The organism is Buttiauxella cochleicola (assembly GCF_021283185.1).
In the GTDB taxonomy this organism is placed as follows: domain Bacteria; phylum Pseudomonadota; class Gammaproteobacteria; order Enterobacterales; family Enterobacteriaceae; genus Buttiauxella; species Buttiauxella massiliensis.
Genome location: NZ_JAJSOS010000010.1, coordinates 160,956 through 182,369, shown reverse-complemented (window position 1 = coordinate 182,369; position 21,414 = coordinate 160,956). Strand labels below are relative to the sequence as shown.

Annotated in this window: 19 protein-coding genes; 10 read left to right on the top strand and 9 right to left on the bottom strand. The window is 49.2% G+C overall.

Annotated features, from left to right (window positions below; genetic code table 11):
• Positions 1 to 6 precede the first annotated feature (6 nt).
• The gene (locus LVQ76_RS16545) at positions 7 to 921 is read right to left on the bottom strand and encodes a carbohydrate ABC transporter permease (RefSeq protein WP_232865776.1); all 915 of its coding nucleotides are present in this window, start codon (positions 919 to 921) and stop codon (positions 7 to 9) included.
• On the bottom strand, positions 914 to 1,804 hold the full coding sequence (locus LVQ76_RS16540) for a carbohydrate ABC transporter permease (protein WP_064560709.1): 891 nt from the start codon (positions 1,802 to 1,804) through the stop codon (positions 914 to 916). The genes LVQ76_RS16545 and LVQ76_RS16540 overlap by 8 nt, the downstream gene beginning before the upstream one ends.
• A 690-nt stretch (positions 1,805 to 2,494) precedes the next feature.
• Here LVQ76_RS16540 and wzz(fepE) point away from each other — a divergent pair.
• Positions 2,495 to 3,604: an LPS O-antigen length regulator Wzz(fepE) gene (wzz(fepE), locus tag LVQ76_RS16535; protein ID WP_232922080.1), complete on the top strand. Its 1,110-nt coding sequence runs from the start codon at positions 2,495 to 2,497 to the stop codon at positions 3,602 to 3,604.
• A gap of 61 nt (positions 3,605 to 3,665) precedes the next feature.
• Here the strand turns inward: wzz(fepE) and LVQ76_RS16530 are convergent, their stop codons facing one another.
• The gene (locus LVQ76_RS16530; RefSeq protein ID WP_232922079.1) at positions 3,666 to 3,989 is read right to left on the bottom strand and encodes a cupin domain-containing protein; all 324 of its coding nucleotides are present in this window, start codon (positions 3,987 to 3,989) and stop codon (positions 3,666 to 3,668) included.
• 164 nt (positions 3,990 to 4,153) lie between these two features.
• On the opposite strand from LVQ76_RS16530, the gene LVQ76_RS16525 reads away from it, so the two are divergent.
• Together LVQ76_RS16525 and LVQ76_RS16520 are read left to right on the top strand one after the other, a co-directional pair.
• Complete coding sequence (locus LVQ76_RS16525; RefSeq protein WP_232922078.1) at positions 4,154 to 4,849, top strand: aspartate/glutamate racemase; 696 nt, start codon at positions 4,154 to 4,156, stop codon at positions 4,847 to 4,849.
• A gap of 207 nt (positions 4,850 to 5,056) precedes the next feature.
• A complete protein-coding gene (locus LVQ76_RS16520) occupies positions 5,057 to 6,223 on the top strand; it encodes an MFS transporter (RefSeq protein WP_232922077.1) in 1,167 nt (388 codons plus the stop codon).
• A gap of 1 nt (position 6,224) precedes the next feature.
• Here the strand turns inward: LVQ76_RS16520 and LVQ76_RS16515 are convergent, their stop codons facing one another.
• On the bottom strand, positions 6,225 to 7,148 hold the full coding sequence (locus LVQ76_RS16515) for a LysR family transcriptional regulator (RefSeq protein WP_232905192.1): 924 nt from the start codon (positions 7,146 to 7,148) through the stop codon (positions 6,225 to 6,227).
• A gap of 112 nt (positions 7,149 to 7,260) precedes the next feature.
• Between LVQ76_RS16515 and lysA the strand changes: the two genes are divergently transcribed.
• Positions 7,261 to 8,520, top strand: a complete 1,260-nt coding sequence (gene lysA / locus LVQ76_RS16510) for a diaminopimelate decarboxylase (RefSeq protein ID WP_232922076.1) — start codon at positions 7,261 to 7,263, stop codon at positions 8,518 to 8,520.
• Here lysA and LVQ76_RS16505 read toward each other — a convergent pair.
• A complete protein-coding gene (locus LVQ76_RS16505; protein ID WP_232922075.1) occupies positions 8,493 to 9,521 on the bottom strand; it encodes a LacI family DNA-binding transcriptional regulator in 1,029 nt (342 codons plus the stop codon). The two genes, lysA and LVQ76_RS16505, sit on opposite strands and share 28 nt — an antisense overlap.
• Before the next feature lie 306 nt (positions 9,522 to 9,827).
• Between LVQ76_RS16505 and LVQ76_RS16500 the strand changes: the two genes are divergently transcribed.
• The 4 genes from LVQ76_RS16500 (at position 9,828) to LVQ76_RS16485 (ending at position 13,909) form a co-directional block, all read left to right on the top strand.
• Positions 9,828 to 11,165 (top strand): PTS sugar transporter subunit IIC, encoded by a 1,338-nt coding sequence (locus tag LVQ76_RS16500; RefSeq protein WP_232922074.1) that lies wholly within the window; start codon positions 9,828 to 9,830, stop codon positions 11,163 to 11,165.
• A 7-nt stretch (positions 11,166 to 11,172) separates the two neighbouring features.
• Positions 11,173 to 12,600, top strand: a complete 1,428-nt coding sequence (locus tag LVQ76_RS16495) for a glycoside hydrolase family 1 protein (protein WP_232922073.1) — start codon at positions 11,173 to 11,175, stop codon at positions 12,598 to 12,600.
• An 89-nt stretch (positions 12,601 to 12,689) separates the two neighbouring features.
• On the top strand, positions 12,690 to 13,463 hold the full coding sequence (locus tag LVQ76_RS16490) for a GntR family transcriptional regulator (protein WP_232922072.1): 774 nt from the start codon (positions 12,690 to 12,692) through the stop codon (positions 13,461 to 13,463).
• A complete protein-coding gene (locus LVQ76_RS16485; protein ID WP_232905197.1) occupies positions 13,460 to 13,909 on the top strand; it encodes a GNAT family N-acetyltransferase in 450 nt (149 codons plus the stop codon). The genes LVQ76_RS16490 and LVQ76_RS16485 overlap by 4 nt, the downstream gene beginning before the upstream one ends.
• A 3-nt stretch (positions 13,910 to 13,912) precedes the next feature.
• Here the strand turns inward: LVQ76_RS16485 and galR are convergent, their stop codons facing one another.
• On the bottom strand, positions 13,913 to 14,920 hold the full coding sequence (gene galR / locus LVQ76_RS16480) for an HTH-type transcriptional regulator GalR (RefSeq protein WP_064555224.1): 1,008 nt from the start codon (positions 14,918 to 14,920) through the stop codon (positions 13,913 to 13,915).
• Positions 14,921 to 15,613: 693 nt separating this feature from the next.
• On the opposite strand from galR, the gene aas reads away from it, so the two are divergent.
• Both aas and lplT read left to right on the top strand, forming a co-directional pair.
• Positions 15,614 to 17,773 (top strand): bifunctional acyl-ACP--phospholipid O-acyltransferase/long-chain-fatty-acid--ACP ligase, encoded by a 2,160-nt coding sequence (gene aas, locus LVQ76_RS16475; RefSeq protein WP_232922071.1) that lies wholly within the window; start codon positions 15,614 to 15,616, stop codon positions 17,771 to 17,773.
• On the top strand, positions 17,766 to 18,962 hold the full coding sequence (gene lplT / locus LVQ76_RS16470) for a lysophospholipid transporter LplT (RefSeq protein WP_232865763.1): 1,197 nt from the start codon (positions 17,766 to 17,768) through the stop codon (positions 18,960 to 18,962). The genes aas and lplT overlap by 8 nt, the downstream gene beginning before the upstream one ends.
• 35 nt (positions 18,963 to 18,997) lie before the next feature.
• On the opposite strand, the gene LVQ76_RS16465 is transcribed toward lplT, so the two are convergent.
• The 3 genes from LVQ76_RS16465 to LVQ76_RS16455 all read right to left on the bottom strand — a co-directional run bounded on the left by LVQ76_RS16465 (position 18,998) and on the right by LVQ76_RS16455 (position 21,376).
• Entirely contained in the window at positions 18,998 to 20,038 is a 1,041-nt protein-coding gene (locus LVQ76_RS16465; RefSeq protein WP_232865762.1) for an NADP(H)-dependent aldo-keto reductase, read from the bottom strand.
• A gap of 279 nt (positions 20,039 to 20,317) precedes the next feature.
• Positions 20,318 to 20,536 (bottom strand): YgdI/YgdR family lipoprotein, encoded by a 219-nt coding sequence (locus LVQ76_RS16460; RefSeq protein ID WP_034457556.1) that lies wholly within the window; start codon positions 20,534 to 20,536, stop codon positions 20,318 to 20,320.
• A gap of 126 nt (positions 20,537 to 20,662) precedes the next feature.
• Complete coding sequence (locus tag LVQ76_RS16455; RefSeq protein ID WP_232865760.1) at positions 20,663 to 21,376, bottom strand: TerC family protein; 714 nt, start codon at positions 21,374 to 21,376, stop codon at positions 20,663 to 20,665.
• Positions 21,377 to 21,414: the final 38 nt, after the last annotated feature.

Below are 21,414 nucleotides of genomic sequence, written 5' to 3'. Positions count from 1 at the left end.
CCTCACTTAACCTTTAATTCCGCTGCTGGTCACGCCTTGTACGAAGTAGCGTTGAGCCAGGAAGAAGATGATGATCGATGGCAGAATGGAGATGCTCGCCATTGCCAGAATTTCGTTCCATGGAGCGCCTTCCGTCACGTCGATAGACATTTTGAGCGCCAGTGCAATTGGGTATTTGTCTACGCTGTACACATAAATCAGCGGCCCGATAAAGTCGTTCATCGACCACATGAACTGGAACAGGGCGACAGAGATAATGGCCGGTTTCAGAATCGGCACCACCACATACCACAGCACCTGGAAGGAGTTACAGCCATCAATCTGCGCAGCTTCTTCCATATCGCGTGGCACACCACGCAGGAACTGGATCAACATGAAGACAAAGAATCCCTGGGTTGCGAATGCCATTGGCAGCCACAGCGGCAGGTAGCTATTCAACATGCCCATTTCACGGAACATCAGGTATTGCGGGATTAACAGTACGGTGCTTGGCAGCAACATAGTAGTAATCAACGTCGCGAACCAAAACTTCTTGAACGGGATGTCGAAGCGCGCAAAGCCGTAAGCGACAATCGTTGAAGAGATAATGGTTAGCAGTACTTTTGGAATCACATACTGCATTGTGTTCCACATATAGTGGCCAAAGGTGTACTCAGTACCGGTTTTCCAGCCGTTGACGAAGCCATCGCTAGTTGGGTTTGACGGCCACAGGCCGAGGGTTGTGAAGATCTCATGGTTCGGTTTAAACGCCGCAGAGAACATCCACACCAGCGGGTAGAGCATCAACAGACCGACAATAATCAGCACGACATAACGGATGGTGCGGCTGATTTTTTCACGGCGCAACGTACGCGCGATCTCTTCTTCTGCAAGGTCCGTCGCATTTTTAGCCGCTAGCTGGCTTGGTTGGATATCAGCCATTTTTGCCTCCCTTATCTGCGGAGTAGAACACCCAGTATTTCGATGACTTAAAGGCGATGGAGGCAAAGACCGCCACGACCAGGAACAGTACCCACGCCAGCGCCGCGCCATAACCCATATCGAAGTATTTGAAGGCGGTGTCGTAGATATACAGTGAGAACAAGTAGGTGTAGTGAGTAGGGCCGCCGCCGGTGATGATGTACGGTGCGGTAAACTCCTGGAACGCCTGCGTGGTCTGCATGATGAAGTTGAAGAAGATGACCGGCGTAATCAAAGGCACGGTCACTTTCATGAACATCTGCCATTTAGACGCGCCGTCGATCATTGCCGCTTCATATTGTGATTGCGGAACGTTTTGCAGTGCTGCGAGGAAGATGACCATCGCCGAGCCGAACTGCCAGACGCGTAAGAGCGTAACGGACATAAGCGCCAGAGACGGCTCACCCAGCCAGTTCACCGGGTCGAGGCCAAACACACCAATAAAGCTGTTCAGCAGGCCGTCGATAGCAAACAGTGCGCGCCACAAAACGGCAATGGCGACAGAGCTACCAAGAATTGACGGAATGTAATACGCCGTACGGAAGAAACCGATGCCGCGTAGTTTAAAGTTCAGCACAAACGCGATGCCGAGTGCGAATGCGAGTTTTAACGGGATGGTTAAAAACACATACGCAAAAGTCACACCCATGGATTTCCAGAAGAGTGAATCTTCGGTCAACATGTAGCGATAGTTCTCAATACCGGTGAATACCGGGGGATTCATCAAATCGTACTCAGTAAAACTGAGGAAGAAAGATGAAACAAACGGGAAGGCAGTAAAGACTAACAACCCTATTATGTAGGGCGAAATCCATGCCAATCCCAGCATTTTGTTTTCATTCATACATACCTACCTGGCGATCAATGGTTTAAAAATTGTTTTTTGCAAAAATCGTTCTCGAAACTCATTGCCTCACCCGTGAAACCAAACGGATGGGTCGGAAAGAGGTGGGCGTGCCTGTCATATTCATTCCCTGATAATTGATTGATAAATAAAGATTAAAAATCCATGTCGTTTGTTCGTGTTCTGTATTTACATCCAGATTTCATAAACATGCGAACCATGGTTCCCGATTAGTAAAACAGCGTTTTAATTAATCCTATTACGATTTGTAACTGAGTCATTCAATTCATGATGGAAATGTGATCAAAGTCGAAACACTGTTTCGATAATGTGAAATGAACGAGGTTTTGCTCTGGATGAAAAATGAAAGGAGGTAATTCTTAGTTTTTAAACTGCAATAGTTGGTGGTTGTTTTTCAGTTGATTCTTAGGAATAATGACCCCTCATTAAAGAGAGTTACGTTTCGTTACAGAGTTAAGGCTTTGTTATCAGTGCGTTACCAGATGGTAATTATGTTATTTAAAGTCAGTTTTTGATATCGACAGTGACATGCACAAGGAAAAGATAAACAGCCTTTCTTATGGTTTAAAACCCAACCTATTTCTCATTCTTTGGCATAAGCGCTGCTTAATTTCCTGCTCCTGGAAGTTAGACGGGTATTTTTCTCAATAACTTAAAAACTGGCCAGTTATGTCTTCTATAGAAATGAAAACCAATCAATTAGAGAACACGTCTCCATACCCACTTATGGCTCCTCGCCACGAAGAGATCGATTTACTAGGCCTGATGTCCACTCTTTATGCGGCAAAAAAACAGATAATTACCATTACACTACTGTTTGCCTTTTGTGGGCTGGCTGTCAGTTTTCTACTGCCGCAAAAATGGACTAGCGAAGCGATTATCACCCCGCCTGAAACAAGAAACGTTATTGGGCTGCGCCGTGCGATGGTTGACATTACTGTGCTTGGTGTGGATGCGAATATTGATGGGGGTAGCCTCTATAATATGTTTTTGAAGAAATTTGAATCGCAAGAACTTCGTGAGCAATTTCTGGCAAAATCTCCTTATGTACAGACATTGGTGGAAAATGCTGATGTGGATAAGAGTGCGCTATATCGCGCAATATCCAATGTTTCTGAAAAATTCAAGGCAGTAAACAATATCGATCCGAAAAAAACTGATAATGCCCCTTATACTTCCTGGACGCTAAGTTTTACCGCCCCAGATGCAGAAACAGCTCAACAGGTGCTGCAAAGTTACGTTGAGTTTATTGCTGCTGAAGTGAACAAAGACGTTATCGCGAATGTAAAAAATGCTCTTGAGCTGAAAATTGCATTTGAAAAAAACAGACTGGCATTGGACCGTGCTGCGCTTGAGAATCAGCACAATGTTAACCTCGAGCGCTTGGGGTATTCGTTGCAGGTAGCAAATGCTGCAGGCCTGACAGACCCTGTATATAGTAATGGGCAGGCGGTAAAAGATGACCCTGATTACTCTGTTGCGCTCGGCGCTAAAGGGCTTACGGAAAAGTTAAAGATTGAGCAGTCGATTAAAGATGTGGCTCAATTGAATGCATCAATACAAAACCGCGATCACATTCTTAATTCCTTAGAAGCAATAAAGCTTGGCGAAATCGATTTCAAACCTTACCAATTCCAGATGCAGCCTTCGTTGCCACTGAAAAAAGATGGTCCAGGTAAAGCGCTGATTATCATATTGGCGACACTGGTGGGTTTGATTGTCGCTTCAGGCGTGGTGTTAGTACGTGGTGCATTCACATCTCGTATGCACATTGATTGAAGACATCTAAATTAGATTTAGTCACAAGCGGTGCCTTCCCAGGCACCGCTTTTTTTATATCTTACTTCAGGAAATCTTCGCGCACTGGGGTAAAGGTGTCCAGTAGAGTACCGGCCTTCAGGCACACGCAGCCATGCATCACATGCGGTGCTTTATAGAGAGTATCACCTGCTGTAACGCGGTGAGTTTCATCACCGATAGTGAATTCAAACTCGCCGGACAGTACGTAGGTCAACTGCTCATGTGGATGGTTATGCATCGGGCCTATTGCGCCAGCTTCAAAGTTAACCTGCACACCCATCATTTTACCGTCGTGCGCCAGAATACGACGGCTCACGCCAGCACCTAAATCTTCCAGTTTGGTATCTTTAATAAAAGTGAACATTCGCGATCCTTTTCTATGTGAAACGTTGTTTCATTTAATTAATCGTATCTTGAAAAGTTCTTTTACGATAGTTCACTCCAGCGTTTTGTAAGGCAGATCACGCTTTCCTGCCGGGTAATCTCTCTGATATAACCAAAGTAATAAAAGTTAACAGGTGAAACGTCATGAAAACAATGGGTTTGCTGGGCGGGATGAGTTGGGAGTCGACCATTCCTTATTATCGGTTAATTAATGAAGGCATTAAGGAACGATTAGGCGGCCTGCATTCAGCGAAAATTGTTCTGCACAGTGTTGATTTTCATGAGATTGAAGCTTGCCAGTCAAAAGGCGAATGGGATTTAGCTGGCGATATGCTGGCGCAGGCAGCGTTAGGGTTACAGAAGGCCGGAGCGGAAGGTATTGTGTTGTGCACCAACACGATGCACAAAGTCGCGCACCATATTGAATCGCGCTGTGGGCTGCCGTTTTTGCATATCGCTGATGCAACTGGCCGTGCGATTACTGCGCAAAATGTGCAGCGTGTTGCGCTGCTTGGCACGCGTTACACCATGGAACAAGATTTCTATCGTGGCCGCCTGAACGTTGAGTTTGGTATCGAATCTCTTATCCCTGAAGAGCCTCAACGTTTGCGTATCAACCAGATTATCTTCGAAGAGCTTTGCCTTGGGAAAATCACCAAAGAATCGAAACGCTACTATCAGCAAGTAATTGAAAAGCTACAAGGGCAGGGTGCACAAGGTGTGATTTTTGGCTGTACTGAAATCGGGTTGCTGTTAAACCAACAGGATTGCCCGCTCCCGGTCTTCGATACTGCAGCGATTCACGCCGCCGACGCGGTGAATTTCATGCTGGCTGAGTAATATTTTTTTATTTCGTATTTCAAATGGTTAAACCATAAAAAAGAGTATCCTTAGCGTACGCCGGGTCACCCCCGGCGTTTTTTGTGTTATTAATTTGTTAAGCAGCGCACATTTTTCCAAACAAGCTGCACCTCTGACATCCTCGTAATCTGGCGGTCGAACACAGTTCTCCCGCCTTTTGTTATTTCTGCAACCTGGAGTTATTCCATGCCTATTTCCTTACTCGCGCTGGCGATGAGTGCATTTGCCATCGGCACGACGGAGTTCGTTATTATGGGCCTATTGCCCGATGTGGCAGGAGATCTGGCGATCTCTATTCCCACAGCCGGTTGGTTGATTAGTGGCTATGCGCTAGGTGTGGCGATTGGCGCACCTATCATGGCTTTGCTTACGGCACGATTGCCACGCAAACTCTCACTGGTACTACTGATGGTGATTTTTATTGTCGGTAACATCCTGTGTGCCTTAGCGCTGAATTACCAATTCCTGATGCTGGCTCGCATAATTACCGCGCTGTGCCACGGTGCCTTCTTCGGCATTGGCGCGGTGGTAGCTGCAAGTCTGGTTGCCCCTAATCGTAAAGCATCAGCGGTGGCACTTATGTTCACCGGTCTGACGCTGGCCAATGTGTTGGGCGTGCCGATTGGCACCTGGTTTGGGCAATTGTACGGTTGGCGTTCGACGTTTTGGGGTGTGGCGATTATCGGTGTGGTTGCCTTTATTGCGCTGATTGTCAGCCTGCCATCACAGAAAGAGGAAGCGCCGACCGACCTTAAACGTGAAGTCAGCGCACTGGCTAATGGCAAGCTTTGGCTTTCTTTGGCGATGACGGTGTTTTTTGCCGCAGCGATGTTCACCTTATTTAGCTACATTGCCCCAATGTTGTTACAGGTGACGGGAGTGACTCATCAAGGCGTAAGCTGGACACTGTTCTTGATTGGTGCCGGTTTAACGGTTGGCAATATCCTTGGTGGGCGTCTGGCAGATTGGAAAGTTTCCTTTAGTTTGATACTGAGTTTTAGCCTGATTGCTATCTTCTCTCTGCTGTTTCGCTGGACCAGCCACGGAATGTGGCTTGCGGAAATTACCTTATTCCTTTGGGCAATAGCGGCTTTTGCAACCGTCCCCGCGCTGCAAATCAACGTTGTGTTGCACGGTAAAGATGCACCAAACCTGGTTTCGACGCTGAATATTGCGGCCTTTAATGTTGGCAACGCGCTCGGTGCATGGGTTGGCGGCACAGTTATTGCTCACGGCTTTGGCCTGACTGCCGTTCCGGTCGCGGCAGCAGGGCTTGCGGCTGTCGGGCTTATCATTTGCCTGATTAACTTTAGCAGTGGAACGGGTCACCATCAGCCGGTAACCGAGCAGTAATTCAGGTGTCGAGCAGCTGATTCAGCGGCTCGATGTAAATCTGCATACTGTTTTGCAGATGGTCGCTAAACGCGCTGACGAGCGCGGAAGCAGGGCGGTGAAGTGGGCGAATCAGGCTCACCGTAAACGGCACCGCCACGCTAAATCGGCGGGCGACCACGCCACTTGAAGCATAATCCAGAGCGGTCAACGGATTGACCACCGATACACCCACCCCCGCACGTACCATCGCGCAAACTGAGGCTGCACTGTGTGTTTCCATCACCATTCTTCGCTTAACGTCGTGCTCCTGAAATAGTGAATCCAACAACTGGCGATAGCTGTCTGTGCGTGAAAGGCTAATGTAGTTTTCCCCAGCGAAATCTTGCGGTGTGAGTACTTTTTTATCGGCGAGGCGATGCCCTGCGGGTAACACGCACACTTCATTGAGCGTCAGTAACGTCTGGCGCTCCGTTCCGGCAGGTGTTGTGGTGTTTTCGGTTAACCCTAAATCATGGCGCTGGGCTGATAGCCACTCCTCTAACAGCGGTGATTCCTGCGGCACAATATTCAGACTTAATTCCGGGTAGCGTGCCAGAAAAGGTTGAATCAACATTGGCAAGAATGATTGTGAAAACACCGGCAGACAGGCTATGGAGAGCTCGCCCTGGCGGAATTCACGTAAGCTCTCAGCGGCACTCAGAATTCTGTCCAACCCGTACCAGGAGCGCTGCACCTCTTCAAATAACCGTAAACCTTGCACTGTCGGGTGCAAACGCCCACGACTACGTTCGAACAATTGCAGACCAATTAATTTCTCAAGTCTTGCCAGTTCGCGGCTAACGGTAGGCTGCGAAGTATGAAGCAACCCTGCAGCTTCGGTGAGGTTACCGGCGGTCATTATCGCGTGGAAAATTTCAATATGGCGCAGAGTTATTGAGGGCATGATGGTCTCCTTTGTCTATATCAGTTTTGCATAGACTCTTGCTAAAGCGATATTTTTTCTTCACATCACTCTGTGGCGTAATACAAAAAACAAATTGTTGCCGGAGCCCACCATGCCACGCCCACTGAATAACACCGACACTGCTTTGAATGCGCAAAACCTGCTGGCATTGCCAGCCGAATTTGGCTGCCCAGTCTGGGTTTACGATGCTGAAATTATTCGCCAGCAGATTGCTCAACTGCGTCAGTTTGATGTGATTCGCTTCGCGCAAAAAGCGTGCTCCAATATTCATATTTTGCGTCTGATGCGCGAGCAGGGCGTGAAGGTGGATTCCGTTTCGCAGGGCGAAATTGAACGTGCGCTGGTTGCAGGTTACAAGCCACTGGAAAATCACGACGATATCGTATTCACCGCCGATATGATTGACCAGCCGACGCTGCAACTGGTCGCCGAACAACAGATTCCGGTGAACGCCGGTTCCGTCGATATGTTGCAACAGCTTGGTGAGGTTTCTCCAGGCCATCGCGTCTGGTTGCGTGTTAACCCGGGCTTCGGCCATGGCCACAGCCAGAAAACCAATACCGGTGGCGAAAACAGCAAACACGGTATTTGGCACGCAGATTTACCGCAGGCACTGGAAGTTATCCAGCGCTACAAACTGCATTTAGTCGGTATCCATATGCATATTGGTTCTGGTGTTGATTATGGTCACCTTGAGCGTGTTTGTGGTGCGATGGTACAGCAGGTGATTGATTTTGGTCAGGATCTGGAAGCGATTTCCGCGGGAGGCGGCTTGTCTATTCCGTATCGTGAAGGTGAAGAGACTATCGACACTAACCACTATTACGGATTGTGGAATGCTGCACGTGAAAAAATTGCTCAGCGTCTGGGGCATCCGGTGAAACTTGAAATTGAACCAGGCCGTTTCCTGGTAGCGGAGTCAGGTGTGCTGGTGGCTCAGGTGCGTTCGGTTAAAAACATGGGCTCACGCCACTTTGTGCTGATTGATGCCGGGTTTAACGATCTCATGCGCCCGTCGATGTACGGCAGCTACCATCATATTTCGGCTTTGGCGGGTGATGGACGTGAGTTGACTGAGCTCCCGTTAGTCGAAACTGTCGTTGCCGGTCCATTATGTGAATCGGGGGATGTATTTACCCAACAGGAAGGCGGAAAAGTAGAAACTCGGGCGCTGCCGCCAGTACAGGTGGGGGATTATCTGGTACTGCACGATACCGGGGCGTATGGTGCGTCGATGTCGTCTAACTACAACAGCCGCCCGTTGTTGCCTGAAGTGTTATTTGATAATGGCGCGGCGCGACTGATTCGCCGCCGCCAGACTATTCAGGAATTGCTGGCGCTGGAAATGTAATACGGGCCCGGGCCGACTGAATCACGTAATACCAGCTTGCCAACAAACGGTGGGATTGCTTCAAGCGACTCGCCGTTTGCCAGTTTTATCGCCTGGTCGATGGCTGTAGTAATCATGCTGTCGATAGGCAAATATACACTGGATAGCGCAGGTTCCAGCCACTGAGCGCTCGGCGCATCATCGAAACCAAACAACGAAATATCCTGTGGTATTCGCACACCAGCCTGATGAAGAGCTTTTGATGCACCCAATGCCATATCATCGTTGCAGGCAAATAGTGCGGTAAATGCTACGGGACTTTCTAGCAATTCCTGACACAGTTTATGACCTAGCACCATGCTTGAATCACCATATTTGACCCGCTCTTCACTAAAGGCAATACCATGCTTTTGGAGCGCTTTTCGATAACCCATCAGGCGCGCCTGGCCAGTTGGTGTGGAAATCGGCACCGTAATGCATGCAATGTCGCGATGCCCTTGCTGAATGAGGTATTCAGTCGCCTGAAATGCAGCATCCTGTTGCTCGAAGAACACGCAACGATCGCGAGCCTGGCTTACATCACGGTTAATGACGACCAGTGGCACTTTGATGCTATTCATGAGTGAAAGTAATGTACGTTCATTCATAAAGCGGGTGTACAGCACAATAGCGTCGCAATGCCTGTCCACCAGCATTTGAACGGCTTCCAGCTCCTTTTGCGGCGTGTCGTGCCCATCAGTGACAATCAGCTGTTTACCCCAGGCTTCAGTCTGGCGTGAAGCTTGCTGGAGCAGGCGTCCAAAGTAGAAGCCATCAAAAGTAGACACCACCAGACCCACGCTATTACTGCTGCGATTGGCAAGAGATCGCGCCAAAAAGTTAGGCCGGTAGCCCAACTCTTCCATGGCGTTAAATACCTGTTCACGGGTGCTCTCTTTGACTTGCCCAATCCCGTTGAGCACGCGTGATACCGTTGCTTTAGAAACGCCAGCGCGTAGCGCGACATCCAGCATTGTTACCATCAATTCATTCCTGATTAAGACGCTTGCTGCGTGGTCGCATGATTTCGCTAGTTTAACATGCTGTGCTTATGAAACATCGGGCTTGCGGGTTCGTTATGCCACGGATCACGCTTTTGAATGATTAAGGCTACTTACCTCTATTTGGTATACCAAAATAAGTGAACTGGTTGGCATTGGAATTCCAATATAACAATGTGGGACATTTGTCACGGAAATGTTACGCAGTTACTTCTATTTTTGGTATACCAAATCGGTCGTCTTCCATCGCAGTAAATAATAAAAAACGACAACACTGAGGTATACCCTATGGCTTTGCAGGAAAAGTTAATCGACTCTCTGGGAAGTTTTGCCACTAAATTTAATAGCTACCGCTATATTATGGCGATCAAAGCTTCCTTTATTACCCTGATGCCAGTGATCATCGTCGGGGCATTCTCAGTACTAATCTCTAACATGGTGCTGGATCCCAAAAACGGTCTTGCCAGTTTTTCATCGCTGTCGTTTCTCGCACAACTAAAGCCGATTACCGCGGCGATAAACTACGCCACGCTTAACTTCTTGAACATTGGCGCGGTGTTCCTGATTGGTATCGAACTGGGCCGGATCAACGGTATTAAAAGTCTGTTCCCGGGCTTGCTGGCGGTGATCTGCTTTATCTGTGTTACGCCGACCACCATCGAGATGATGGTCGATGGGCAGATGCATATGGTGAAAGACATTCTGGCACGCCAGTTTTCTGATACCCGCAGCCTGTTCCTTGGCATGTTTATCGCTATTTTATCGGTTGAAATTTACTGCTGGCTGGAAAAACGCGAAGGGCTGAAGATCAAGATGCCTGACACCGTGCCGCCGAACGTTTCTGCCTCTTTCTCCGCACTGATCCCGTCAATTATTACCGTTACCGCCATCGCCACTTTCGGTTTTATTTTCCACCAGACCACCGGCATGTATCTGTATGACGCGGTCTATCAGGTGGTGCAACAGCCGCTGGAAAAAGTGGTGCAAAGCCTGCCGGGTATTCTGCTGCTGATGTTTGTCGCCCAACTGTTCTGGGTGATTGGCATTCACGGTAATCAGATGATTAAACCTATCCGCGAGCCGCTACTGCTGGGGGCGATTACCGTCAACATGAGCGCGTTTGAACAGGGTAAAGAGATTCCTAATATCATCACCATGCCGTTCTGGGATGTGTATATGAGTATTGGTGGCTCGGGTTTAACTATCGGCCTGCTGATTGCGGTCATGATCGCCACTAAGCGCAAAGAAATGAAAGAGATAGCCAAGCTCTCTTTTGGCCCTGGGATCTTTAATATTAACGAGCCGGTGATTTTTGGTATGCCGATTATGCTTAATCCTATTTTGGCCATTCCCTTCATCATTACGCCACTGGTCACCGGCACTATTGGTTACTTTGCAACGGCGATGGGTTTTGCTGGTAAAGCCGTTGTAATGGTGCCGTGGACCACACCGCCGCTGATCAACGCCTGGCTTTCGACAGCGGGTTCCATGGGCGCGGTCGTCACGCAATTGGGCTGCATTCTGGTTTCCATCCTGATTTACCTGCCATTTGTGAAAATTGCTTCTCGCCGTGCCGAACAGGCGCAACTGCAGGCCGAACGGCAACAAATTGCCAATAACGCGTGAGGAAGGTATGAGCAACGTAAAAATCACCATCCCAAAAGATTTCATCCTTGGCGCTGCGGCATCAGCGTGGCAAACCGAAGGCTGGAGCGGTAAGAAAGAAGGGCAAGATTCCTGGCTCGACGCCTGGTATAAAAACGACCGCCACGTCTGGCACGAAGGCTACGGCCCGGCGGTCGCCACGGATTTTATCAATCGTTACCACGAAGATGTGGCGTTGATGAGACAGGCAGGATTGACGCATTACCGCACCTCCATCAACTGGTCGCGCTTTTTCACTGATTACGAAAATGGCGTGGTTGATGAGGAATATGCGCAGTACTACGACAATCTGATCGACGAAATGCGCCGCACCGGCATTGAGCCGATGATCTGCCTCGAACACTACGAACTGCCCGCTACGCTGTTTGAAACCTACGGCGGCTGGGCGTCGAAAAAGGTGGTCGAGCTGTATGTGCTGTACGCTGAAAAAGTGTTTGCCCGTTATGCTCACAAAGTGAATCGCTGGTTTACCTTTAACGAGCCGATTGTGGTGCAAACCCGCGTCTATCTTGACGCGCTGCGCTGGCCATACGAGCAAAATACTCATAAATGGATGCAGTGGAATCACCACAAAAACCTCGCCACGGCAAAAGTGGTGAAACTGTTCCACGAGAAAGGATACAGCGGAACCGTGGGATGCATTCTTAATCCGGAAGTCACTTACGCACGTTCCAGTGCCACCCATGATCAGCAGGCCGCGCAAATTTACGACCTGTTCTACAACCGCGTATTCCTTGACCCTCTGGTGCATGGTGAATATCCGGAACAGTTGATTGAGCTGCTAGAAAAACACAATGTGCAGTGGGATTACACAGAACAAGAACTCGCGATCATCCGCGAAAATACCGTTGATGAATTGGGGATTAACTTGTACTACCCACATCGGGTAAAAGCACCGTCGAGAGCCTGGAACCCGGAGACGCCATTCCATCCGGCTTATTATTATGAGCCGTTTGAGTTGCCAGGGCGGCGGATGAATAAGTCGCGAGGGTGGGAAATTTACCCGTGCATTGTTTATGACATGGCGATGCGCATTAAAACTGAGTATCGCAATATTCCGTGGTTTGTCGCGGAGAGTGGAATGGGTACCGAAAATGAAGCGCAATTCCGTAATGCCGATGGTGTGATTGAAGATGATTATCGGATTACGTTTATCAGTGAGCATTTGTACCAGGCGCTGCGCGCCCGTGAAGATGGGGCAAATTGCCAGGGTTATATGCTGTGGGCATTCACCGATAACGTTTCCCCAATGAATGCATTCAAAAACCGTTACGGTTTGATTGAAATTAATCTGCAAAACAACCGTGAGCGGCGCGCTAAAAAATCAGCTCATTGGTATCGGTCTGTCAGCGAATCTCGAACGTTACAGCTTAACCTTAACGACGAATGGAAATAATATTTCAGATGAATAGTTTGATAAGCTAATGGGTATTAATCAGCGGCAGGACACAACGCCGCTTTTTTAGCAAACACATAGGTAATATTGTGGATAAGCTCGTACTTTCGCCAGAAAAAAAACAATACCAGGAAATTGGTGAGGATCTGCGCGCGCAAATAATACAGGGATTGTATCCGGTCGGTTCGCGTTTACCGCCGGAACGAAATATTGCTGAGACTTACGGTGTTAGCCGCACCATAGTCCGTGAAGCACTGCTCATGCTTGAACTGCAAGGTACGGTCGATATTCGACAGGGCTCAGGAGTGTATGTCACCCGTGTTCCTGCAGAAAACGAAGCGGAAGAAGAAGCCTTTTTCAGTAGCGATATTGGCCCATTTGAAATGCTCCAGGCGCGCCAGTTGCTGGAAAGCAATATTGCAGCATTCGCCGCAAAAATGGCGACCAAAGCTGATATCGACAATCTCAAACGTATTCTTGAACAAGAGCAGCGTGCGATTGCGATTAACGACCTGGGCCAGGATAACTGCAAAATGTTTCATCTGTTGCTGGCAGGTGCTTCGCAAAACCAGATGCTACTGGCGACGGTTGAAAGTATCTGGCGCCATATGGACAGCAGCCCAATGTGGCAGCAACTGCGCGCGCATATCGATTCCCGAAGTTATCGTCTTAAATGGCTTGGCGACTTACAAACTATTCTGGCTGCACTTCGCCGCCGGGATGTCATGGGGTCGTGGCAGGCAATGTGGCAGCATCTTGAGAACGTGAAAAACAGTCTGCTTGAACAGTCTGATTCTGATGCCCCTGATTTTGACGGCTATTTGTTCGAGTCCGTTCCTATCTTCCAGGGAAAACTGATGTGAAAATTGTGCCACTTTGTGCCGTGCCGCAGCATGAACAGCAAGTCACCGACTGGCTGTGGCAGGCGTTTGGCACTCCCGATAGCCGGGACTTTTTCGCCTCAATTGTGGTGACCAGCCAGCGGGAAGGTGAAATGCCGCTGACGTTTGTTGCCGTAGAAGGTGAGAAACTGGTTGGCACTGTAGGATTGTGGCGCTGCGATCTGATTAGCCGGCAGGATCTTTACCCTTGGCTGGCTGCACTTTACATCGATGAAAACCAGCGCGGATATGGTTTAGGGGCAAAACTGCAACAACACGTTATCGAACATGCCCGTGAATTAGGTTATCCGCACCTTTATCTCTATTCAGCCTGTAAAGGCTATTATGAACGCTTTGGCTGGCAGTACATTGGCGATGGCCTGGACTACCCAAATACGCCCGTCCATCTGTACCAATTCACTCTCTGAAAATCATTCGCCTGAATACGCAATGACTGAATGACGGCGTACAAGTGTTGGGCTAAACATATGAGTGATTTCGGGTAATTCACGTTTTTCAGCCAGCGCCAGTGCCAGTTCTGCAGCTTGTGCTGCCATAGTGATTATCGGGTAACGCACTGTTGTCAGGCGTGGACGCACATAGCGCGAGATCAGCACATCATCGAAGCCAATCAGTGAAATCTCTTTTGGTACGTCAATTCCGTTGTCGTTTAGAACGCCCATCGCACCTGCGGCCATAGAATCGTTATAACAGGCGACGGCACTGAAATGTTTCCCTCGGCCTAATAATTCGGTCATGGCCTGTTCACCGCCGCTTTCATCCGGCTCACCGTAAGTCACTAAGCGATCATTCACCGACAAGCCGTGCTCCGTTAGCGCATCGTAGTAACCCTGTAGCCGGTCATCCGCATCGGAAATCTGGTGGTTGGAACACAGATAACCAATTTTGGTATGGCCTTGCTGAATCAGGTGTCGTGTCGCGAGCCACGCGCCATAGCGATCGTCCAGCGCCACACAACGCTGCTCAAAACCGGGCAAGATGCGGTTAATCACTACCATCCCAGGCATCTGCTTCATTAGTGAAATCAATTCACTATCAGGAATCATCTTCGCGTGAACCACTAATGCCGCACAACGATGGCGAATGAGTTGTTCAATGGCCTGGCGCTCTTTTTGTTCGTTGTGATAGCCGTTGCCGATCAACAAAAAGTTACCGGTGCGGTAAGCAACTTGTTCGACCGCTTTTACCATTGCGCCAAAGAATGGGTCGGACACATCACCAACGATAAGACCAATAGTTTCAGTGGTTTGCTGTGCCAGTGCACGCGCATTGGCGTTAGGGTGATAATTTAGCTCTTCCATCGCGCAGGTGACTGCCTGACGTGATGCGTCGCTGGCTTTTGGTGAATCATTAATGACACGAGACACAGTGGCGACAGAAACGCCTGCCAGTCTTGCTACATCCTTTATTGTCGCCATCGTAAATATTCCTTGGTGGGTAAACGCTTACACAACTTTAAGTGTTACGGAAAAGACGCGTCACTTCAAGGTCGCAACTGTATTCCTTGTCGCAAACCTACGCAAAATGGGGGCGTTTTGAGTGTAATCGTTACACTTAGCGAATACGGGAATTCAAGCGCAGCGGCAGACAGAGGCATGTTCTGGATTTTTAATGATTTCAGACTAAATCTTTGCTTACAGTTTGCAGCGTGCTGTTGCTATTTCGCCATGGCGAAAAGTATTAAGCCACTGCTACATTTGAAGTCCCAGAGGTATTGATAGGTGATGTCAGCATCTAATGCTGATCACATGATTTACACCAACCTGCGCGGATGCGCAGGTTTTTTTTGCCCAAAATTTGCCTGCCTGTAACAAGACGCGATGTTTTAAACACCTGGTTGCACTTTCCGCTAATTCTCTTGCTTTTTCTCGCTGGTGACACTGACTGGACTGAGCCACAATTCAGATCCCAGAGGTATTGATTGGTGAGAATTCTAGTTACGTTGTTAAGTACAATTCTTTTGCACCGACCTGCGCAGATGCGCAGGTTTTTTTTGCCTTTTTTTCAGACAATGCATTCCGCCAAACTATCGCTCCTTTTTAGTTAGTCATGTAATCTGCTGCCACTACACTTAAACATCTGCGGCATTATTAATGACAAAGGGAGTTGCTATGCTATTTGGTTTTTTCCGTACGCTTTTTCGTATTCTGTTCAGGGTGCGACTTCATGGCGATCAACAACTTCTTTCCCAATCACGCGTTCTGATTGTCCCCAATCACGTCTCCTTTATTGACGGCATTTTACTGGCGTTATTTTTACCGGGGCGTCCGGTTTTTGCTGTGTACTCCTCGATTAGCCAGCAGTGGTATATGCGTTGGTTAAAATCCTTGATTGATTTTGTGCCGCTTGACCCAACAAAACCGATGTCGATTAAGCATCTGGTCCGCCTGGTTGAGCAGGGCAGGCCGGTTGTCATCTTCCCGGAAGGGCGCATCACGGTGAGTGGCTCATTGATGAAAATCTATGAGGGCGCAGGGTTTGTTGCCGCTAAATCTAATGCGACTGTTATCCCTATTCGCATTGACGGCGCCGAACTGACATTTTTCAGCCGCCTGAAAGGGTTGGTCAAACGCCGCTTATTCCCGCGCATTAATCTGCACATTCTGCCACCCACTTCAGTTGCGATGCCAGATGCACCACGTGCCCGCGACCGCCGCAAAATAGCTGGTGAGATGCTCCATCAAATTATGATGGAAGCGCGTATGGCAGTGCGCCCTAGGGAAACATTGTACGAGGCTTTGCTTTCCGCACAGTACCGCTATGGTGACCGTAAAAACTGTATCGAAGACATCAATTTCAAACCTGATACCTATCGTAGCTTGCTGACCAAAACGCTGTTTGTTGGGCGCATTCTGAATAAATACAGTGCGCCGGGCGAAACCATCGGGCTGATGTTGCCGAATGCGGCAATTACCGCTGCGGTAATTTTTGGTGCTTCATCGCGCGGACGAGTTCCTGCCATGATGAACTACACCGCGGGCGTGAAAGGGTTGACCAGCGCGATTACGGCAGCACAGCTCAAAACGATTTTCACCTCGCGTCAGTTCCTCGATAAAGGCAAGTTATGGCACCTTCCGGAGCAGCTTACGCAAGTGCGCTGGGTGTTCCTGGAAGATTTAAAAGCAGATGTCACGCTTGGCGATAAGCTATGGATATTCGGCCATTTATTCGTGCCGCATCTCGCACAAGTTAAACAGCAGCCAGAAGATGCTGCGATGGTGCTGTTCACTTCCGGTTCCGAAGGGAACCCTAAAGGCGTGGTGCATAGCCATAAAAGCCTGCTGGCAAACGTCGAGCAAATTCGCACGATTGCCGATTTCACCGCCAATGACCGCTTTATGTCAGCGCTGCCGCTATTCCACTCTTTTGGCCTGACGGTAGGTCTATTCACACCGCTATTCACTGGCGCGGAAGTGTTCCTTTATCCAAGCCCGCTGCATTACCGCATTGTGCCGGAACTGGTGTATGACCGTAACTGTACCGTGTTGTTTGGCACCTCTACGTTCCTTGGCAACTATGCTCGTTTTGCTAATCCATATGATTTCTACCGTCTGCGGTATGTCGTGGCAGGGGCGGAAAAACTTCAGGAGAGCACCAAACAAATCTGGCAGGACAAATTCGGCCTGCGCATTCTTGAAGGCTACGGCGTAACAGAGTGCGCCCCCGTGGTTTCCATCAACGTTCCCATGGCGGCGAAAGTCGGCACTGTGGGGCGCATTCTCCCGGCGATGGATGCCCGTCTGATGGCGGTTCCTGGTATTGAAGATGGTGGTCGGCTACAACTGAAAGGGCCGAACATCATGAAAGGTTATCTTCGTGTGGAAAACCCTGGCGTGCTGGAAGCGCCGAGTGCTGAAAACGCGCTGGGTGAAGTTGAACCGGGTTGGTATGACACGGGTGATATCGTCAAATTTGATGAAAACGGTTTTTGTGTTATTCAGGGACGAGCAAAACGCTTTGCAAAAATTGCCGGTGAAATGGTTTCGTTGGAAATGGTGGAGCAACTGGCACTCGGCGTTTCCCCAGAAAAAATGCATGCAACCGTCATCAAAATGGATGTAGCAAAGGGTGAGGCACTGGTGATGTTCACCACTGATAACGAGCTTAACCGCGAAAAACTGCTGCAATATGCTCGCGCAAATGGTGTGCCAGAGCTGGCTATTCCGCGCGATATTCGCTTCCTGAAACAGTTGCCTGTGTTAGGTAGCGGTAAACCCGATTACGTCAGCCTGAAAGCGCTGGTAGACCAACCGGAGACAGAGAATGCATGATAATGCCGTGAACGATACCTCTATCTGGTCCAGAGGTATGATGGCAGTTACCGGCGCGCAGTTTCTATCGGCGTTTGGTGATAACGCGCTGCTGTTTGCCACGCTTGCGGTGCTAAAACAACAGTTCTACCCCGACTGGAGCCAGCCTGTTTTGCAGATGGTCTTTGTCGGTGCGTACATTCTGTTTGCTCCGTTTGTCGGCCAGATAGCTGACAGCTTTGCCAAAGGGCGGGTGATGATGTTCGCCAACAGCCTTAAGTTAATGGGGGCGGCGATTATCTGCTTTGGCTTCAACCCGTTTATCGGCTATACGCTGGTGGGCGTGGGGGCTGCTGCTTATTCACCGGCTAAATATGGCATTCTCGGTGAACTAACCACTGGCGATCGTCTGGTGAAGGCCAATGGCCTGATGGAATCTTCGACTATTGCCGCAATTTTGCTTGGCTCAATGGCTGGCGGTGTGCTGGCCGACTGGCATATCGTGGCGGCACTTAGCCTGTGCGTGCTGGTGTATGCGGGCGCGGTTGTTGCTAACCTATTCATCCCAAAACTCGCCCCTGCACGCCCTGGTCAGTCATGGCGCTTTGCGCCGATGACACGCAGTTTCTTCACGGCGTGTCGCACACTTTGGCACAACGGTGAAACTCGTTTCTCACTAGTTGGCACCAGTTTGTTCTGGGGGGCAGGCGTAACACTGCGCTTCTTGCTGGTGTTGTGGGTGCCGGTGGCGCTGGGTATTACCGATAACGCGACGCCAACGTATCTGAATGCGATGGTGGCGGTGGGGATTGTCGTTGGGGCAGGTGCGGCGGCGAAACTGGTGACGCTTAAAACTGTAGCGCGTTGTATGCCTGCCGGTATTTTGATTGGCGTTGGCGTACTGTTCTTCGCCATGCAAACTGCATTGCTGCCGTCTTATATGCTGCTGGTGCTGATTGGTATTATGGGTGGTTTCTTTGTTGTGCCGCTGAACGCATTGCTTCAGGAACGAGGGAAACATTCGGTTGGCGCGGGGAATGCGATTGCTGTGCAGAATCTCGGCGAAAATACCGCGATGTTGCTAATGCTGGGGCTTTATTCGCTGGCGGTAAAAACCGGCGCGCCGATAGTCGGAATTGGAATTGGTTTTGGTGCCGTGTTTGCGCTCGCGATTGGCTGGCTGTGGGTTTGGCAGATTCGGCAGAAATAGTTTTATCCTCTCCCTGGGGAGAGGATATTTCTACATCACGGTGCCGGATAAGTATAAATCCGGTTCACCGCTTCTAACTCTTCAAGTACGTCTTCGCTCAAGTCCAGATGCAGGCTCTCAAGGTTAGTTTTCAACTGCTCAAGTGTGGTGGCACCTAACAGCGTGCTGGCAACAAACGGCTGACGGCGAACAAACGCCAGAGCCATTTGGGCTGGGTCAAGATTGTGTCGCTTAGCAACATCAACATAGGCGGCAACGGCATGCTGAGTCTGTTCGCCGCTATAACGAGTGAACCGGCTAAATAGCGTGTTGCGAGCGCCAGCAGGTTTAGCTCCGTTGAGATATTTACCGGTCAGCGTACCGAACGCCAGACAGGAGTAAGCCAGCAACTCCACACCTTCGCGCTGAGTAATTTCTGCCAGCCCCACTTCAAAGCTGCGGTTCACCAGACTGTATGGGTTCTGAATGGTGACGATGCGCGGCAAATCATGCTTTTCAGCAAGTTGCAGATAACGCATCACGCCCCATGGTGTTTCATTGGAGACGCCGATATAGCGGATTTTCCCGGCACGCTGGAACTCCGTGAGTGCTTCCAGGGTTTCAAGCAGGGTGACCGGTACAGCGTTATCGGTCCACGTATACCCCAATTTACCAAAGCAGTTGGTGGCACGTTGTGGCCAGTGAACCTGATAAAGGTCGATATAGTCGGTTTGCAAACGCTTCAGGCTGGCATCTAACGCATCACGAATATTTCTGCGATCCAGCATTTGATTTGGGCGGATGCCGGCATCGTTGTTGCGGCTTGGGCCACTGACTTTTGTGGCGATAATCAGTTTTTCGCGATTCGCGCGCTGCTTTAGCCAGTTACCGACGTAGGTTTCTGTTAAGCCTTGGGTTTCCGGGCGAGGGGGTACAGGGTACATTTCTGCGACATCAATCAGGTTAACACCCTGGCTGACTGCGTAATCGAGTTGTTCATGAGCGTCGGCTTCGCTGTTTTGCTCACCAAACGTCATGGTTCCCAGCCCTAGCGTACTTATTTCAAGAGAGCTGTGGGGGATACGGTGATATTGCATAGCCGCCTTCCTTATTCTTCTGTCTTATCGGTCAGGCAAGCACCCGACAAAAAATTGACTAATAACCAAAATAATTCGAGCTGCATCGCGGCGGCAAGTGAATGAATCCCGATGAGCTTACATAAGTAAGTGATTCGGGTGAATAAACGTAGCCAACAATGATGCAGCTTGAAGTATGACGGGTATAAACATGGCAGAAGGGAGGCAAAAGCGGAAGGGGGAATGTGAAGAAAAAGTGTTACAGGCCAGCGAGGCGCTGACCTTTATACGCTGTATTTACTAACGTTCGATAATTTGTGAAACATCATCGCGATTAATCTGCATCTCATTGCCTTGCTGATCGCGATAGCTAACCAAACCGGTGTCGTCATCGACTTGCGGTTTACCATCAGTCAGGATCATACGGCCATCTTTGGTTGCCATCACGTAATCGCTGCTACAACCTGAAACCGCAAATGCCAGACCGACAGCGGAAATTATAACTGCCCATTTTTTCATCGTTATTCGCCTCGTGTGGTATGGAATGACATATACAGTCTAGTAATAACTCGGGCAACTGTTAAAAGTAAGCAGTAAATTCTTAAAAGAAACAGCGGGGAAGCGAGAATGCTTCCCCCGAGACGATTAAAGCGGGTTCTTTTTGTTGCGAATAAGATTTAGTGTTTCTACCGCAATTGAGAAGAACATCGCAAAGTAGATGTAACCTTTCGGCACATGAATATCGAAGCCTTCAAGAATCAGCGTAAAACCGACCAGCAACAAGAATGACAGCGCCAGCATTTTCACCGAAGGGTGGCGTTCTACAAAATCACCAATCGATTTTGCAGCAAACATCATCACCATTACGGCAATCACCACAGCAGCCATCATAATAAACAGATGATCGGACAGGCCAACGGCTGTAATGACGGAATCCAGACTGAAGATAATATCCAGCAGCATTATCTGCACAATTGCGCCAAAGAAGGAGTGAACGTTGGTTTTTATTCCTTCCTCTTCACCTTCAATGGACTCGTGAATCTCTTTGCTCGCTTTCCAGATTAAGAACACGCCACCTAATGTCAAAATGAGGTCTCGTGCCGAGAACGCATGGCCCATCACGGAAAACAGAGGGTGAATTAAGTGCGTCATCCAGGCGATAGACGCCAGTAACACCAAACGCATAATCATCGCAGCCCCCAGTCCCAGGCGGCGCGCTTTGGCTTGCTGCGCTTTAGGCAGCTTCGCCACAACAAGTGAGAGGAAGATGATATTGTCGATACCCAGAACGATTTCCAGAATCGTCAGTGTCCCTAGCGCCATCCACGCGTTAGGATCGGTAACCCATGCAAACAACATTTAAAGCCCTGCCAGAAATTATAAAACGCCAATTATAA

Bases quoted from the DNA above. Each gene is read 5' to 3' on its own strand.
- LVQ76_RS16455 (WP_232865760.1), bottom strand. From the start codon at position 21,376: ATGTTGTTTGCATGGGTTACCGATCCTAACGCGTGGATGGCGCTAGGG.
- lysA (WP_232922076.1), top strand. From the start codon at position 7,261: ATGCCACGCCCACTGAATAACACCGACACTGCTTTGAATGCGCAAAAC.
- aas (WP_232922071.1), top strand. From the start codon at position 15,614: ATGCTATTTGGTTTTTTCCGTACGCTTTTTCGTATTCTGTTCAGGGTG.
- LVQ76_RS16460 (WP_034457556.1), bottom strand. From the start codon at position 20,536: ATGAAAAAATGGGCAGTTATAATTTCCGCTGTCGGTCTGGCATTTGCG.
- LVQ76_RS16515 (WP_232905192.1), bottom strand. From the start codon at position 7,148: ATGCCCTCAATAACTCTGCGCCATATTGAAATTTTCCACGCGATAATG.
- LVQ76_RS16520 (WP_232922077.1), top strand. From the start codon at position 5,057: ATGCCTATTTCCTTACTCGCGCTGGCGATGAGTGCATTTGCCATCGGC.
- LVQ76_RS16525 (WP_232922078.1), top strand. From the start codon at position 4,154: ATGAAAACAATGGGTTTGCTGGGCGGGATGAGTTGGGAGTCGACCATT.
- lplT (WP_232865763.1), top strand. From the start codon at position 17,766: ATGCATGATAATGCCGTGAACGATACCTCTATCTGGTCCAGAGGTATG.
- LVQ76_RS16465 (WP_232865762.1), bottom strand. From the start codon at position 20,038: ATGCAATATCACCGTATCCCCCACAGCTCTCTTGAAATAAGTACGCTA.
- galR (WP_064555224.1), bottom strand. From the start codon at position 14,920: ATGGCGACAATAAAGGATGTAGCAAGACTGGCAGGCGTTTCTGTCGCC.
- LVQ76_RS16545 (WP_232865776.1), bottom strand. From the start codon at position 921: ATGGCTGATATCCAACCAAGCCAGCTAGCGGCTAAAAATGCGACGGAC.
- LVQ76_RS16495 (WP_232922073.1), top strand. From the start codon at position 11,173: ATGAGCAACGTAAAAATCACCATCCCAAAAGATTTCATCCTTGGCGCT.
- LVQ76_RS16505 (WP_232922075.1), bottom strand. From the start codon at position 9,521: ATGGTAACAATGCTGGATGTCGCGCTACGCGCTGGCGTTTCTAAAGCA.
- LVQ76_RS16500 (WP_232922074.1), top strand. From the start codon at position 9,828: ATGGCTTTGCAGGAAAAGTTAATCGACTCTCTGGGAAGTTTTGCCACT.
- LVQ76_RS16530 (WP_232922079.1), bottom strand. From the start codon at position 3,989: ATGTTCACTTTTATTAAAGATACCAAACTGGAAGATTTAGGTGCTGGC.
- LVQ76_RS16540 (WP_064560709.1), bottom strand. From the start codon at position 1,804: ATGAATGAAAACAAAATGCTGGGATTGGCATGGATTTCGCCCTACATA.